Source organism: Mesorhizobium sp. P170090 (assembly GCF_057786115.1).
In genome coordinates, this window is the sequence record NZ_JBYNWH010000001.1 from 4,835,066 (window position 1) to 4,849,375 (window position 14,310).

15 protein-coding genes are annotated in these 14,310 nt (G+C 62.4%); 8 read left to right on the forward strand and 7 right to left on the reverse strand.

Annotated features, from left to right (window positions below; all coding sequences use genetic code 11):
- Window positions 1–15: 15 nt before the first annotated feature.
- From AC3EML_RS23465 to AC3EML_RS23490, 6 genes are all read right to left on the reverse strand, one after another.
- Complete coding sequence (locus AC3EML_RS23465; protein WP_352520534.1) at window positions 16–2,127, reverse strand: vWA domain-containing protein; 2,112 nt, start codon at window positions 2,125–2,127, stop codon at window positions 16–18.
- A 2-nt stretch (window positions 2,128–2,129) separates the two neighbouring features.
- A complete protein-coding gene (locus AC3EML_RS23470) occupies window positions 2,130–2,690 on the reverse strand; it encodes an RNA polymerase sigma factor (protein WP_023688122.1) in 561 nt (186 codons plus the stop codon).
- Window positions 2,691–2,905: 215 nt separating this feature from the next.
- A complete protein-coding gene (locus AC3EML_RS23475) occupies window positions 2,906–4,084 on the reverse strand; it encodes a BaiN/RdsA family NAD(P)/FAD-dependent oxidoreductase (protein WP_352520535.1) in 1,179 nt (392 codons plus the stop codon).
- 95 nt (window positions 4,085–4,179) lie between these two features.
- Entirely contained in the window at window positions 4,180–4,917 is a 738-nt protein-coding gene (locus tag AC3EML_RS23480) for a dienelactone hydrolase family protein (protein WP_023691017.1), read from the reverse strand.
- Between the two features lie 104 nt (window positions 4,918–5,021).
- Window positions 5,022–5,708 carry a 4Fe-4S dicluster domain-containing protein gene (locus tag AC3EML_RS23485; RefSeq protein ID WP_352520536.1) on the reverse strand — a complete coding sequence of 229 codons (687 nt, stop codon included), beginning with the start codon at window positions 5,706–5,708 and terminating at the stop codon, window positions 5,022–5,024.
- 89 nt (window positions 5,709–5,797) lie between these two features.
- Window positions 5,798–7,372 carry a trimethylamine methyltransferase family protein gene (locus AC3EML_RS23490; RefSeq protein ID WP_023670403.1) on the reverse strand — a complete coding sequence of 525 codons (1,575 nt, stop codon included), beginning with the start codon at window positions 7,370–7,372 and terminating at the stop codon, window positions 5,798–5,800.
- A 259-nt stretch (window positions 7,373–7,631) separates the two neighbouring features.
- Between AC3EML_RS23490 and AC3EML_RS23495 the strand changes: the two genes are divergently transcribed.
- Window positions 7,632–8,330 carry a corrinoid protein gene (locus AC3EML_RS23495; protein ID WP_023688118.1) on the forward strand — a complete coding sequence of 233 codons (699 nt, stop codon included), beginning with the start codon at window positions 7,632–7,634 and terminating at the stop codon, window positions 8,328–8,330.
- Between the two features lie 88 nt (window positions 8,331–8,418).
- On the opposite strand, the gene AC3EML_RS23500 is transcribed toward AC3EML_RS23495, so the two are convergent.
- Entirely contained in the window at window positions 8,419–8,559 is a 141-nt protein-coding gene (locus AC3EML_RS23500; protein WP_023670401.1) for an entericidin A/B family lipoprotein, read from the reverse strand.
- Window positions 8,560–8,624: 65 nt separating this feature from the next.
- Here AC3EML_RS23500 and AC3EML_RS23505 point away from each other — a divergent pair, with 65 nt between their 5' ends.
- From AC3EML_RS23505 to AC3EML_RS23535, 7 genes are all read left to right on the forward strand, one after another.
- A complete protein-coding gene (locus tag AC3EML_RS23505) occupies window positions 8,625–9,254 on the forward strand; it encodes a DUF1638 domain-containing protein (protein WP_023691015.1) in 630 nt (209 codons plus the stop codon).
- A 114-nt stretch (window positions 9,255–9,368) separates the two neighbouring features.
- Entirely contained in the window at window positions 9,369–9,944 is a 576-nt protein-coding gene (locus AC3EML_RS23510) for a DUF4893 domain-containing protein (RefSeq protein ID WP_023670399.1), read from the forward strand.
- 110 nt (window positions 9,945–10,054) lie between these two features.
- Window positions 10,055–10,837, forward strand: coding sequence for a formyl transferase (locus AC3EML_RS23515; RefSeq protein WP_023751614.1), 783 nt, complete (start codon window positions 10,055–10,057; stop codon window positions 10,835–10,837).
- 188 nt (window positions 10,838–11,025) lie between these two features.
- Window positions 11,026–11,328 (forward strand): virulence factor, encoded by a 303-nt coding sequence (locus AC3EML_RS23520; protein WP_023670397.1) that lies wholly within the window; start codon window positions 11,026–11,028, stop codon window positions 11,326–11,328.
- Window positions 11,321–11,944, forward strand: a complete 624-nt coding sequence (locus tag AC3EML_RS23525; protein WP_023696447.1) for a methylenetetrahydrofolate reductase C-terminal domain-containing protein — start codon at window positions 11,321–11,323, stop codon at window positions 11,942–11,944. The genes AC3EML_RS23520 and AC3EML_RS23525 overlap by 8 nt, the downstream gene beginning before the upstream one ends.
- Window positions 11,941–13,032, forward strand: coding sequence for a methylenetetrahydrofolate reductase (locus tag AC3EML_RS23530; protein ID WP_023744709.1), 1,092 nt, complete (start codon window positions 11,941–11,943; stop codon window positions 13,030–13,032). Before AC3EML_RS23525 ends, AC3EML_RS23530 begins: the two co-directional genes overlap by 4 nt.
- An 80-nt stretch (window positions 13,033–13,112) precedes the next feature.
- Window positions 13,113–14,093, forward strand: a complete 981-nt coding sequence (locus AC3EML_RS23535) for a methyltetrahydrofolate cobalamin methyltransferase (protein WP_023688111.1) — start codon at window positions 13,113–13,115, stop codon at window positions 14,091–14,093.
- Window positions 14,094–14,310: the final 217 nt, after the last annotated feature.

Genomic DNA, 14,310 nt, shown 5'->3' on the forward strand with positions numbered 1-14,310 from the left:
CCGGCGTTATTGCCACTACCGGTTACCGCCCAGCGCCGAGGCAAGGCGCACAAGCGAAAGGAACTCGGACCTGTACCCAAACGGGTCGGCTCCTCGGGCGGCGGTGGCAATCTCCATGATCTTGTCGTAGCCGAACTTCGCGGTCGCATCCTCGTCGCGCAGCTTCTGGCCGAAGGCGGCGACAGCGACGGAGAAACGCTGGTCGGTGCTGGCCTGGTCGAAGGACGCGACCTCGTTGGCCGAGGTCACCGGCGTGGTGATCAGCTTCGAGACGTCTTCGTTCGGCAGCTTGTAGCGGATTTTCACAAAGGCATATTCGTCGGCATTGGCGACGCCGCCATTGTTGACCGTTGCCTGGCCGTAGCGCAGCGGATCCATCTGCTCGCCGCCACTGCCCTTCGGCGTGATCTCGTAGATGGCGGTCACCGAATGACCGGAGCCGATATCGCCGGCATCGACGCGATCATTGTTGAAGTCCTCGCGGTTCAAGGCGCGGGTTTCATAGCCGATCAGCCGGTACTCCGAGACCTTGTCCGGATTGAACTCGACCTGGACCTTGACGTCCTTGGCGATGGTGAACAGCGTCGAGGAAGCATCCTCGACCAGAACCTTCTCGGCCTCGGCCAGCGTGTCGATATAGGCGGCGGTGCCGTTGCCGTTCTGGGCGATGGTCTGCATCATCTGGTCGTTCAGATTGCCGCGTCCAAAGCCGAACACCGACAGGAAGACGCCGGTCTTGCGCTCCTGCTCGATCAGCCGCTTCAGATCGTCGTCATCGGTCTGGCCGACATTGAAGTCGCCGTCCGTGGCCAGCATCACACGGTTGATGCCATCCTTGACGAAGGACTGCTGGGCAAGCTTGTAGGCTTCCTTGATGCCCGCCTCGCCGGCCGTCGAGCCGCCGGGCGACAGATTGTCGATGGCGTTGAGGATCTTGTCCTTCTCGGTGACCTTGGTCGGCATCAACACGGTGCCGGCGTCACCGGCATAGGTGACGATCGAGATGGTGTCGTCCGCCTTGAGCTTGCTGACCAGCAGCCGGAAAGCCGACTTGAGCAGCGGCAGCTTGTCCGGCTCATCCATCGAACCCGAGACGTCGATCAGGAACACCAGATTGGCCTTCGGCTGCTCGACCGGCTTGATGTCGAAGCCCTTGATGGCGACGTGCATCAGCTTGGTGTGCCCGTTCCACGGCGTCGGCATGACGCTGACGGTCGAATTGAACGGCGTCGAAGCCGAGTCCGGCCCCTTCCAGTCATAGGGGAAGTAATTGACCATCTCCTCGACGCGCACCGTGTCGGCCTGCGGCAGGTAGCCCTGCTTCAGCGAGCCGCGGACGAAGGAATAGGAAGCGGTGTCGACGTCGATCGAGAAGGTCGAGACCGGATCCTGAAGCGCTGCATGCACAGGATTGGTCTTGAAATCCTCGACGCGGTCGCGGTTTGGCTCCTGCGGCGCTATCTGGTCGGCCGGCATCGTCGAAGGCTGCGCCAGGTACTTGGATTCGGTCGCGCCGGCCATGCGGTCGACCCGCGCGCCGCCGGCCGGGGCAGCGGTGCCGTCAAGCGACAACTCGCGGCTCTCAACTGGCGCAGGCTCGGCCAACACGCCGCGTCCCAGCGCATCCTGCTGCGCCGGGGCGACAGCAACGGTCGATTCGGGCTTCGGCGACGCGGGTGGCGTAAGCGGCGTAGTGGTGTCGCGGCTTCGCACATCGGCGTCGGCCTTCTTGTCGCCTTCAGGCGCCTGCTTTTCTTTTACCGGCGCGTTGATCGCCGGCCCATTGGTTGCCGGCTTGTCGGCCAGCGTCTCAGTGATCTTCTCGTCGCTACCGAACGGCAACGGCTGTTCCCTCAGCATGTGGAAGGTGGCGTATCCGGCGATCGGCAGGGCGACGAGCCCGGCAATGGCTGGCGTGGCGATGAGTTTCTTTTGCATGATCTCGCTCCAGAGCTTTTGTGCTCGCTCTGTGAGACGAAGCCCGCCGACCGATCCTTGGGTGACGGCAGAAATATTTTCCTGATCATAGGCGCGCATGGCGGCTTCGAAGGCGCGTGTCTTCGCGCTCTCGCCCGGCGCAGGTACTGCTGCATCGCGCAGCCTGTTGAGTTCGTTGTCGTCGACCATGGTCACACTTCCCCGGCTGAACGAATCAACGTCTTCAGCCGTTTCTTCGCTTCATGGATGTGCCAGGAAACCGTCGTCTCCGAGATTGCCATCGCCTCGGCGGCGGCCGCATGGCTCAAACCTTCGCCATAGACCAGAAGTACTGCATCGCGCTGCTTGTCCGGCAATTGCCGCACCGCTGCCCAGAGCGCCTCAGTCGGATCTTCGGGCTCGGCGGATGCCTCTCCCGATATCATGCTGTAGGCGCCGAAAGCCTCGGTCTTGACGTTTTCGCGCGTCGTCTTGCGCATCATGTCGCGCGCCGCGTTCAGCGTCACGGAATAGAGCCATGTCGTAAACGCGCCGCCGCCGCGGTAGTCGCGGATCGCCTTGCCGAGACGGACACAGACCTCCTGGGCGATGTCTTCGGCATCGGCCTTCTTTCCGCACCAGCGATAGGCGGCGCGATAGACGAAGTCGTAGTGCCGCTCCAGCAATTTGCCGAAGGCACCCCTGTCTCCGCCCTTCGCCCGCCCGATCAATTCGGCGTCGGAGGCTTCGCTTTCATCCAGCATCATCGCCATCATTTGCCTGTTGGACGAAGGCTAATGGCCAATCCTTGGGGTTATGGAAAGATTTTTTTCCGAGGCGACGGATGCACGCGCAACAGGTGCGCTGAGATTCAGGTGAGGCCGAGCCGAAAACGATGGATTTCGAGAACCGGAGCGGAGCGTACTTTTGGTGCGCGAGCACCGGAAGCACAGAAAGCCGTCGTTTGCAGGCCGGCCTCACCTGAATATCAGCACACCTGGCCCGAGGCCCAGCCGGACGACCAAGCCCACTGAAAATTATAGCCGCCCAGCCAGCCCGTGACATCGACGACTTCGCCGATGAAAAACAGCCCCGGCACGGATTTCGCCTGCATCGTCTTCTGATCGAGCCCGTTGGTATCGACACCGCCAAGCGTCACTTCCGCCGTGCGGTAACCCTCGGAGCCGGCCGGCTTGATGCGCCAGTCGTTGACGGCGGCTTCGACGGTTTTCATTTGCAGGTCTGTCAAATCAGCGAGATTGCCATCGATCCCACTGCGCTCGGCGACTGCTTGCGCAAGGCGCTTCGGCAAATGGTTTGCAAGCACCGTCTGCACCGCTTGCCTGCCGTTGACGCGCCGGGCGGCGCGAAGCAGTTCCGCCACATCCCTCCCCGGCAGCATGGCGATGCGGATCTCGTCGCCCTCGCGCCAATAGGACGATATTTGCAGGATGGAAGGCCCGCTCAAGCCGCGATGCGTAAACAGCATCGCTTCTGAAAACCGCGTCTTGCCGCAGGCGATTTCGGCATCGACGGCATTGCCGGCCAAAGGCGCCAGCCGCTCCAGCGTTCTTGCGTCGAAGGTAAGCGGCACCAGCGCAGGCCGTGTTTCCACCACCGCAAGGCCGAATTGCGCCGCAAGCTCGTAGCCGAAACCGGACGCGCCCATTTTGGGGATCGACTTGCCCCCGCAAGCCACGACTAACGAGCTGCAAGCGACGCTGCCAGCGGAGAGCGTCAGCACAAACCCGTCCGCGGTCTTGCTGACGTTCCTCACCTCGGTCGACAACGCCAGTTCCACACCCCAATCCTGCATGTCGGAAACCAGCATGTCGATGACCTGGCGCGCCGAGCCGTCGCAAAACAGCTGTCCCAGCGTCTTCTCGTGATAGGCAATGCCATGGCGTTCGACGAGCGCGATGAAGTCGCCTTGCGTGTAGCGGCTGAGCGCCGAAATGCAGAAATGCGGATTGCCGGAGATGAAATTCTTCGGGCTGGTGTGGATGTTGGTGAAATTGCAGCGGCCACCGCCGGAGATGCGGATCTTCTCGCCGGGCTTTGCCGCGTGATCGAGCACCAGGACCGAGCGGCCGCGCTTGCCCGCCTCGATGGCGCACATCATTCCGGCCGCACCGGCGCCGATCACCACGACATCATAGGATTGCATCAGGCTGTTCGTTCCCGCTCGACTGGCGCTGTTTTAACAGGCCGCGCCAATCGTGCAGTCTCTACCCGTTCGTTGCGACTTCAGGCAACGCCTCGTTAGATCAGCGTCTCGGCGAACAGCGTCGTCAGTCGCTTCCAATGACGTTCGGCGCCGGCCGCGTTGAAGACGCTGTGGTCCGACACGCACCAGCCATGCGCCATGCCGGCATAGTTTTCGATGGCGTGGTCGACCTCCGCCACGCGCAGCGCCTCGACCAGCCGCGCCGACTGCTCCGGCGGAAAGCTGCGGTCGACGCCCGATGTCCCGACATAGACGCGCGCCTTGATCATTGCGGCCTTGCGGTGCGGGCTGTCGGCGGCATCGCTGGCCAGATTGCCGCCATGGAAGCTCGCCGCCGCCACGATGCGATCGGGATAGGTTGCAGCCGCATTCAAAGCCCGCGCCCCGCCCATGCAGTAACCGACGACACCGACCGGTCCGGTGACACCTTCAGCGGTAAGCGTGTCGAGGAACGCCCTGCTGTCGCGGATGGTCATGTCCTGTGTCGTGCCGTGGACCAACGCCGTCAGCGCGACCTTGGTCTCCTCGACGACGAAAGCGGTCTTGGGCTCGAACGGCCCGTAGGGTGCTTTGCGATAGAAAAGATCCGGCACCAGCACGGCATAGCCCTCGCCTGCCAGCCGTTCCGCCATTGCGTCGAGCGCCGGTCGCGGACCGAAAGCGTCCATATAGAGAATGATGCCGGCCCTGGACGAGGAAGCGGTCGCCGAGCGGAACAGCCCGGCTTTCGCCACGCCGTCCCCGGTCTTGATCTCAATGTCCTGCTTCGCCATGGCCCGCTCCGTTAAATGTCGTGCGATACATATAAGCAGGCACCGTCAGGGCAAGCCGTTCCCTGACAATCCCGTTCAACACTTTGTGCGGGCTTTCGACCCGGCTACAGGCCGGCAAACGCCGTCATGTGAAAGGCCTGAACCTCAGGCGGATAGCGATGGGCCGTGCCATACGGACAAGCGTTGCGGTCGAGGCAGCCGCCGCCGCGGCATGGTTCGCCCTTCGATCCCCGCACATGCGCCAGGCAAGCCTGATGAGCGAAACCATCCGCGGAATAGGCGTCAACCGGACAGGATTTCAGGCAAGGTTTTGCCACACAGGCGTCGCAAAGGTGAATCGATGCGTGAGCTTCTGGAGCCGCGATCTCGTCTTCGAACAGCAACGCGCCGCGATAGGCATGCCAGAGCCCGTACTGCGGATGCATCAGGATGCCCAGCGGCGACGGTCTCAGCCCCTCCGCTCGCATCGCCCATTGCTGGAACGGCAGATAAGGTCTGTCCGAAGGCGAAACGGCGCGCGCGCCGAATTTCTCCGCCACCGCACCGATCACTTCGCGCGACCATGTGTCGAGCGGATTAGCAATGGTTTGCGGTTGCCGGTCGCGCCAGCGCAGGAAATGCGGCCAGGGTGCCGCTCCCGCCTGCCCGACCAACAGCACGGATTTGGCAGGGGCGGCTGAAGGGCTATGCGGCGGCGTTTCGCTTGTTGCGAAATTGAAGCCGCCGCGCAGGATGAGGCCGTCGGCGGAAAGCGCGGCCGCTATCTCGTCAGCCCGGCGCCGCGCAATCATCCCTTCTTGTCCGGGTCGGAGAAAGCGCTCCGCCAGACTTCCTTGTGGATGATGTTGGCGACTTTAGCCCCGCCTGACTCGGGCTCCTTTCAGGTGAAGGCGTCAGCCATCGACGCCTTCTTCGTTGCGATGTAGTCCTTCAACCCGTCGTCGATGCCCGGATCGAGATAAGGCGCCTCGTAGGTCTCCAGCCAGCGGCGGGCGAGTTCGTTGGCGCGCTGCGGCGCTGTCTTCTCGCCCTCGGCCAGCCACTGCTCGTAGGAATTGTTGTCGGCGATGCTGGAGCGGTAGAAGGCGGTCTGGAAATTGGCCTGGGTGTGGTCGCAGCCGAGATAGTGGCTGCCCGGGCCGACCTGGCGGATGGCGTCCATCGCCTGGCCGTTTTCCGAGAGGTCGACGCCTTCGGAAAACTTTTGCGTCATGCCGAGCTGATCGATGTCCATCATGAATTTTTCGTAGCAGGAGGCGAGACCGCCTTCGAGCCAGCCCGCCGAATGCAGGACGAAATTGGTGCCGGCAAGAATGGTCGAGTTGAGCGTGTTGGCGCTCTCATAGGCGGCCTGCGCGTCCGGAACCTTGGAGGCGCAGAGCGAGCCGCCGGTGCGGAACGGCAGGCCGAGGCGGCGCGCAAGCTGTGCGGCGCCGTAGGAAACCAGCGACGGCTCCGGCGTGCCGAAGGTCGGCGCACCAGACTGCATGGAGATCGACGAGGCGAAGGTGCCGAACAGCACCGGCGCGCCGGGACGGATCAACTGCGTGAAAGAGGCGCCGGCCAGCACCTCTGCCAGAACCTGCGTCAGCGTGCCGGCAACGGTCACCGGGCTCATCGCGCCGGCTAGGATGAACGGCGTGACGATGCAAGCCTGGTTGTGGCGCGAATAGACTTTCAGCGCGCCCAGCATGGTTTCGTCGAACACCATCGGCGAATTGGCGTTGATCAGGCTGGTCAGCACGGTGTTGTTTTCGACGAAATCGTCGCCGAACACGATCTTGGCCATGGCGACGGTGTCTTCGGCCCGCTCTGGCGCCGTCACCGAACCCATGAACGGTTTGTCCGAATATTTGATGTGGCTGTAGATCATGTCGAGGTGGCGTTTGTTGACCGGCACATCGACCGGCTCGCACACCGTGCCGCCCGAATGGTGGATCGACGGCGCCATATAGGCGAGCTTCACGAAATTCCGGAAATCCTCGATCGTCGCGTAGCGCCTGACACCGTCGAGATCGCGCACGAAGGGCGGACCATAGACCGGCGCGAAGACCGTGGCGTTGCCGCCGATCTGCACCGAACGCTCGGCGTTGCGCGCATGCTGGGTGTAGATGGGCGGCGCGGTCTTCAGCAGCGAGCGGCAGAGGCCCTTGGGAAAATGCACGCGCTCGCCCTTGACGTCGGCGCCCGCCTCTTTCCAAAGCTGCAGCGCCTCGGCGTCGTCGCGAAAGATGATGCCGATCTCTTCCAGCACCGTATCGGTGTTGTTTTCGATAATCGCCAGGCCTTCCTCGTTGAGGACCTCATAGATGTTGATCTTGCGCTTGATATAGGTGAGCTGGGTGCCCGGTCCGCCGCCCGAGCGCGCCGCCCGCCTTGCAGCCGCGCCGCCGCTGGCAGCACGTCCACGTCGCGCATTGGACGCTTCCTGGTCGACTGACGCGTTTTCACTCATGATCGTTTTTCCCTAAAAACCGTTTGCGGCCGCGTAGGCGGCTTCTCGCCCGGATCGTAGTCATGCACCCTATTCGAAACGGCCCGCCAGCGCCAACGCCTGTCGCAAAATCGACAAGAATTCCAATAGATTTGCGGTCGCTTTCCTTTTGCGGGAAGTCGCAAATCAGCTATGGATACCTGCCCCCGCCGGGTTAGGTATTGACGCGATTATTTTAAGCCGCCGTGATCGCATCCGCGCGGCAAGGAGCCCGAGAAAAATGGCCGACGACGAGATCATCCTCTCCGAGCTTTCCGACGACGAGTTGGTGCAGCAGATGCACGACGATCTCTATGACGGGCTGAAGGAAGAGATCGAGGAAGGCACCAACATCCTGCTCGAGCGCGGCTGGGTGCCCTACAAGGTGCTGACCGAAGCTCTGGTCGAAGGCATGCGCATCGTCGGCGAGGACTTTCGCGACGGCATCCTGTTCGTTCCCGAGGTGCTGCTGTCGGCCAACGCGATGAAAGCCGGCATGTTCATCCTGCGCCCGCTGCTGGCCGCCACCGGCGCGCCGAAGCAGGGCAAGATGGTGATCGGCACCGTCAAGGGCGACATCCACGACATCGGCAAGAACCTCGTCGGCATGATGATGGAAGGTGCCGGCTTCGACGTCATCGATCTCGGCATCAACAATGCGGTGGAAAAATACCTCGACGCCATCGAGCAGCACCAGCCCGACATTATCGGCATGTCGGCGCTTTTGACCACGACCATGCCTTACATGAAGGTCGTCATCGACACGATGAAGGAAAAGGGCATCCGCGACGACTATGTCGTCCTGGTCGGCGGCGCGCCGCTAAACGAGGAATTCGGCAAGGCCGTCGGCGCCGATGCCTATTGCCGCGACGCGGCTGTGGCGGTCGAGACCGCCAAGGACTTCATGAAGCGCAAGCATAACGTGCGCGCTTCAGCCTGATCTGTTACGCAAGGCGTCTGGGCCACAATCGAAAGCCGCGCCTTGCAGCGCGGCTTTTTTGTTCCAGCTATTGGAACGGATGGCTGCGTCAGGGTTTGGTGACGGTGTCGTCGACGGCTTTCGCAGTCGATTTGATATCCCGGCCGACACCACGGACGGTGTTGGCACAGGCCGTAAGCGCCAGGACGCAGGCAAGGATTGCAATCGGCGCAACGCGTAACAGTTTCATGGACGGTTTATCCCTCTCTCGATAGATTCGCCCCACAGCAACGAAGGCCGCTTCGACCGGGTTCCATGGCCAGAATGCAAAAAACGAAACCGAATCAAGACGACAGGCTGCTGGTCATCGCCTGTGGAATGATTGCGCGCGAAGTTTTGGCCGTCAAGGAGCAGCTCAAGCTCGACCATCTCGACCTGACCTGCCTGCCGGCGGAGTTCCATTTCTACCCCGACCGCATCGCACCGGCGATGGACAAGGCGATCGAAAAGGCCAAGGCGGAAGGCTATAGCAACATCTTCGTTGGCTATGCCGATTGCGGTACCGGCGGCATGCTCGACCGGGTCCTGGAGAAGCACGGCGTCGAGCGCATGGCCGGGCCGCACTGCTTTGCCTTCTACCAGGGCATGGACGCCTATGCGAAGGTCGCCGACGACGACATGATGTCGTTCTACATGACCGATTTCCTGTGCCGCCAGTTCGACGCCTTCTTCATGAAGCCGCTCGGCCTCGACAAGCACCCGGAGCTGATCAAGGACTATTTCGGCAACTACCAGAAGCTGATCTACATCGCCCAGACCGACGATCCGGAACTCGACAAGGTCGCCGAGAAGGCCGCGAAGATGCTTGGCCTCGCCTATGAGCGCCGCTCGACGGGCTATGGCGACCTGACGGCCGGGCTGGCGCAGGCCGCCGCCCACGCCTGAAGCGGTTCTTGAGCCGGGACGCTGTCGAGAACAGATGACAGGCCGCCGCGGATGGTTAAGTTGTGAGCAACAAGCAAACAGGCTGATTCAGCCATCCGAACACGGAACGTCCCGATGACCCCTCGCGTCCTGCTCGCCGCCCTTGGCCTCCTCTGCCTCGTCTTGCCCGCTCGCGCCGACGGCGAGGTGCAGAAGATCATCACGCCTGCCGACAAGGTTCGCCTCGACAAATATGGCGAGACCCGCAAGGCGGCGCTGGCCGAGGCAAAAGCGGGAGACCCGGCTGAGGTCAGCCAACTCGACGCGCTGCTGGCAAAGCCGATAGTGGCCTTTTCCGACAAGGACCTGAGCGGCAACTGGCAATGCCGAACCATCAAGGTGGGCCTGACCGGCCCGCTGGTCATCTATGGCTGGTTCAAGTGCAAGGTCACGGACGATGGCTCCGGCTGGCAGCTGGAAAAGGTCAGCGGCTCGCAACGCACCAAGGGCCGTTTCTTCGACGATAGCGAAAAACGCGCGATCTATCTCGGCTCCGGCTATGTCAATGACAACAAGCCAAAACCCTATGGCAGCGGCCCGGAAAGCGACCAGGTCGGCTATGCCTTCCGCACCAGCGCCAATGAATGGCGCATCGAATTCCCGGCGCCCTACTACGAATCGAAACTTGACATCATCGAGTTCAAGCGCTGATCCGTTGGTCTCTCGCTGGCCGGGCGGTCATCAAGATTTAACCTCGCCCGGCACAGAATTGAGCCGGGCAGCGCACGGCAAATGGTTGCGCGCCGGCAAGAAAGCGCGCCATGGCATCAGCGGTTGAAAAAAGTGCTGCGATCGTCATCGTCACCGAAGGCGGGCCGCACATCTGGGCCATCGTCAACGCCATCGCCGACCAGTTCGGTCCTGTCAGCGTCATCCTCGAAAGCCCTGAATCCAAAAAACAATTGCTGCTCGGCCGGGCGCGCCGCCAAGGCTTGTTTTCGGCCATCGGCCAGCTTGGCACGATGGTGCTGACCAGGCTCGGCAAACGCTTCTTCGCCGGGCACGCGGAGCGGCTGATCGCAGCGCAAAAACTGCAGACAGAGCCGAGGCCGGGACAAAAGATCATCCACGTCTCCTCCGCCGACGGGCCCGATTGCCTGCAGGCGGTCGCCGACATCCGCCCGGGCGTGGTGCTGCTCGCCGGCTGCCGGATTTTGTCCCGGCAGACGCTGGCGCAAATGCCCTGCCCGGTGCTCAACTACCACGCCGGCATCGCGCCCAAATACCGCGGCATGAATGGCGGCTACTGGGCGCTGGCCTGCGGCGATCTCCAGAATTTCGGCACCACCGTGCATCTGGTCGACGCCGGCGTCGACACCGGCGGCGTGTTGAAACAGGCGCGCGGCAAGCCGGAGCCCGGCGACACGATTTCGAGCTATGCGTTGCGCCAGGCGGCGTTCTCGCGCGACATCTGCGTCGAGGCGATCCGCGACGCCTTGGACGGAAAGTTGGCCACGATCAAGCCGGACCTGCCCTCGAAACAATGGTACCATCCGACGATCTGGTTCTATCTCTGGACCGGCCTGACCAAGCGGGTTTGGTAGCCAGCCTTCCCTCGGAATCTCGCCTTTCTTTTTGCGACGTCCAATAGCGTCGCTTTTGAATGCGCGCGCGTCGTCCCATAACAAGCAGCCCCACTGCGCATCCGGCAATGCTCGCACCTGCTGGACAAAGTGGTGGAGCGTCGTTTCCCTCATGGACGCACGGCGCCCTACAGGGAGTGAGAGAATTCATGGCCGATCTGATCGTCGTCTATTGGCGCGACATCCCCGCCCAGGTCATCGTCAAGAAGGGCCGGCAGAACGCCAAGCGCGAACTGCCGCTGCGCTTCACCGAGGCGATCGATATGTGCGCCATGCGCACCGGCGCCGGCGGCACCGACGATTACCTCGCCGAATGGCGCAAGGCCGATCCGATCCCGGTCGGCGACGACCTCGAAGCCGAGGTCGAGAAGGCATTCAGCGACATCGACGCGAAATACGACCGCGAGCGGCTGGTCGCTCTGGTCAAGGCAGGCGGGAAAGAAAATGTCTGAAACCACTCCTGCCAAAGAGGGGCCAAGGGTTACCCAGCCGGTTACCCAAGCCACTCAGGTCAAGAAAGCAGCGCCGAAATCGGACTACAAGCCGGCCGACGTATCGCCGCAGCGGCGCGTGCAGCGCTCGTTTGCGATCAGGCTGTGGTCGATCCGCCATTCGCGATTGCTCGAATGGTTCTACTCCAGATTCGCAGACATGTTCCTGCTGCTCCATCCGCTGTGGAAAGGCCTTGGCTACGGCCGCGTCGAAGCGCCGATCAAGTTCGTTGAAAAACGCGTAAAAGGCTTCATGTTCGACTGCCGCATGTGCGGTCAGTGCATATTGTCCTCGACCGGCATGTCGTGCCCGATGAACTGCCCCAAACAGCTGCGCAACGGTCCGTGTGGCGGCGTGCGCGCCAACGGCAATTGCGAGGTCGAGCCCGACATGCCTTGCGTCTGGGTCAAGGCCTGGGAAGGTTCGCGGAACATGGAGCATGGCGACAGGATCCTGACCGTTCAGAAGCCCGTAGACCAGTCGCTGCGCGAAACCTCGGCCTGGCTGCGGGTGACGGCGCAGTCGGCAGCGGCCCGTGAAGCCGCTGCCAAAGCCAACACTGGAGCGGCCGCGTGATCGGCCGCCAGCGCGACGAAAACCCGGCCGGCATCCATCTGCCGCTCGATCCCCTGCCCGGCCACTCCTCACGTGGCCGACTGGAGCGTGTGCTGCGGCGCGGCGAATTCGCGGTCACTACCGAGCTCAACCCGCCCGACAGCGCCGATCCCGAAGACGTCTATAACCGCGCGAAAATCTTCGACGGCTGGGTCGACGCCATCAATGCCGTCGATGCCTCCGGCGCCAACTGCCACATGTCCTCGGTCGGCATCTGCGCGCTTTTGACCCGCATGGGCTATGCCCCGATCATGCAGATTGCCTGCCGTGACAGGAACCGGATCGCCATCCAGGGCGACGTGCTGGGCGGTGCGGCGATGGGCGTCGCCAACATGCTGTGCCTCACCGGCGACGGCGTCCAGGCCGGCGACCAGCCCGGCGCCAAGCCTGTCTTCGACCTCGATTCCATGTCGTTGCTGGAAACCTGCCGCATCATGCGCGACAACGGCAAGTTCCTGTCCGGCCGCAAGTTGACGACGCCGCCGCAAATTTTCCTCGGCGCCGCCGTCAACCCCTTCGCGCCACCCTTCGATTTCCGCCCGATCCATCTCGGCAAGAAGATCGCCGCCGGCGCGCAGTTCGTGCAGACGCAGTATTGCTTCGACGTGCCGATGTTCAGAACCTTCATGCAGAGGGCGCGGGACTTGGGGCATACGGAAAAAGTTTTCATCCTGTGCGGCGTCGGCCCGCTGGCTTCGGCCAAGACGGCCAAATGGATCCGCTCCAACGTGCCGGGCATTCATATTCCCGATACCATCATCAAGCGGCTGGAAGGCGCGCAGGACCAGAAGAAGGAAGGCAAGCAGCTCTGCACCGACATCATCAACGAGGTGAAGGAAATTCCTGGTGTCTCCGGCATCCATGTGATGGCCTACCGCCAGGAGGAATATGTCGCCGAGATCGTCGATGAATCGGGTGTGCTGAAAGGCCGCCAGCCATGGAAACGTGAGATCCGCCACGACGATCAGATGGTCGCCGACCGGCTCGAGAGCATACTGCACGACGACATTACCGAAACGCAGGTGGATATGGTGAAGACCGCGCACTGACAGCGCGGACGGCCAGCCATTCGCTTGAATGAAACCAGACAACGATATAAAGAAATCTTTATATCAGGCGGAGAAACTTCATGACCCGGACCATCGTCGCCTCGGCGACACGAGAGATCATCATCGGCTTCGACCAGCCTTTCTGCGTCATCGGCGAGCGCATCAACCCGACCGGCCGCAAGAAGCTGGCCGCCGAGATGATCGCCGGCAATTTCGAGACCGTCATCAAGGATGCGCTGGAACAGGCCGCCTGCGGCGCCACAATGCTCGACGTCAATGCCGGCGTCACCTCCGTTAATCCGAACGAAACCGAACCCGGCCTGCTGGTGCAGACGCTGGAGATCGTCCAGGGCCTGGTCGACCTGCCGCTGTCGATCGACTCGTCGGTGACCGCCGCCATCGAGGCAGCGCTCAAGGTCGCCAAGGGCCGGCCGCTGGTCAACTCCGTGACCGGCGAAGAGGAAAAGCTCGAAGCCATCCTGCCGCTGGTCAAGAAGTACAACGTTCCAGTCGTCGCCATCTCCAACGACGAGACCGGCATTTCGATGGATCCGGATGTGCGCTTCGCCGTCGCCAAGAAGATCGTGCAGCGCTGCGCCGATTTCGGCATTCCGGCGCATGACGTCGTCGTTGACCCGCTGGTGATGCCGATCGGCGCGCTCGGCGATGCCGGCCGCCAGGTCTTCGCGTTGCTGCGCCGTCTGCGCGAAGAGCTCAAGGTCAACACCACTTGCGGCCTGTCCAACATCTCGTTCGGCCTGCCGCACCGCCACGGCATCAACGCCGCCTTCATCCCGATGGTGATCGGCGCCGGCATGACCTCGGCGATCATGAACCCGGTGCGCCCGCAGGAAATGGAAGCCGTGCGCGGCGCCAATGTGCTCAACGGCACCGACGAGAACTGCACCAACTGGATCAGGACCTACAAGGACTACAAGCCGGCCGAAGGCGGTCAGGCGGTCGCAGCGCCCACCGCGGTTAACGCTCCGGGCGAAGGCGGCGGCAATGGCAATGGCGGTCGCCGTCGCGGCGGCCGTGAAGCCCGCATGGCCAGGGGATAGAGCGAGACAGGACACGGTTTTCTTGACAGATCAAGACCGCACAAGGCCTGAAATGCCGAACTGGCAGGTAATTCTGCGAGTGGCTTTTTGCAGCGTATTTATGCTTTTGGCCGGGTCCTATGCCTTCGGCTATCTGAGTTATGGATACCTCCGGTATTTTGTTCTGTGTATCTACGCCACTGCCTTGCTAATGTTTGTCCTGATCGCATTTCCACTT

Coding starts and splice junctions, on each gene's coding strand:
- AC3EML_RS23505 (WP_023691015.1), top strand. CDS start 8,625: ATGGCCAGAATGCAAAAAACGAAACCGAATCAAGACGACAGGCTGCTG.
- AC3EML_RS23520 (WP_023670397.1), top strand. CDS start 11,026: ATGGCCGATCTGATCGTCGTCTATTGGCGCGACATCCCCGCCCAGGTC.
- AC3EML_RS23470 (WP_023688122.1), bottom strand. CDS start 2,690: ATGGCGATGATGCTGGATGAAAGCGAAGCCTCCGACGCCGAATTGATC.
- AC3EML_RS23535 (WP_023688111.1), top strand. CDS start 13,113: ATGACCCGGACCATCGTCGCCTCGGCGACACGAGAGATCATCATCGGC.
- AC3EML_RS23525 (WP_023696447.1), top strand. CDS start 11,321: ATGTCTGAAACCACTCCTGCCAAAGAGGGGCCAAGGGTTACCCAGCCG.
- AC3EML_RS23480 (WP_023691017.1), bottom strand. CDS start 4,917: ATGGCGAAGCAGGACATTGAGATCAAGACCGGGGACGGCGTGGCGAAA.
- AC3EML_RS23500 (WP_023670401.1), bottom strand. CDS start 8,559: ATGAAACTGTTACGCGTTGCGCCGATTGCAATCCTTGCCTGCGTCCTG.
- AC3EML_RS23465 (WP_352520534.1), bottom strand. CDS start 2,127: ATGGTCGACGACAACGAACTCAACAGGCTGCGCGATGCAGCAGTACCT.
- AC3EML_RS23495 (WP_023688118.1), top strand. CDS start 7,632: ATGGCCGACGACGAGATCATCCTCTCCGAGCTTTCCGACGACGAGTTG.
- AC3EML_RS23485 (WP_352520536.1), bottom strand. CDS start 5,708: ATGATTGCGCGGCGCCGGGCTGACGAGATAGCGGCCGCGCTTTCCGCC.
- AC3EML_RS23490 (WP_023670403.1), bottom strand. CDS start 7,372: ATGAGTGAAAACGCGTCAGTCGACCAGGAAGCGTCCAATGCGCGACGT.
- AC3EML_RS23515 (WP_023751614.1), top strand. CDS start 10,055: ATGGCATCAGCGGTTGAAAAAAGTGCTGCGATCGTCATCGTCACCGAA.
- AC3EML_RS23475 (WP_352520535.1), bottom strand. CDS start 4,084: ATGCAATCCTATGATGTCGTGGTGATCGGCGCCGGTGCGGCCGGAATG.
- AC3EML_RS23510 (WP_023670399.1), top strand. CDS start 9,369: ATGACCCCTCGCGTCCTGCTCGCCGCCCTTGGCCTCCTCTGCCTCGTC.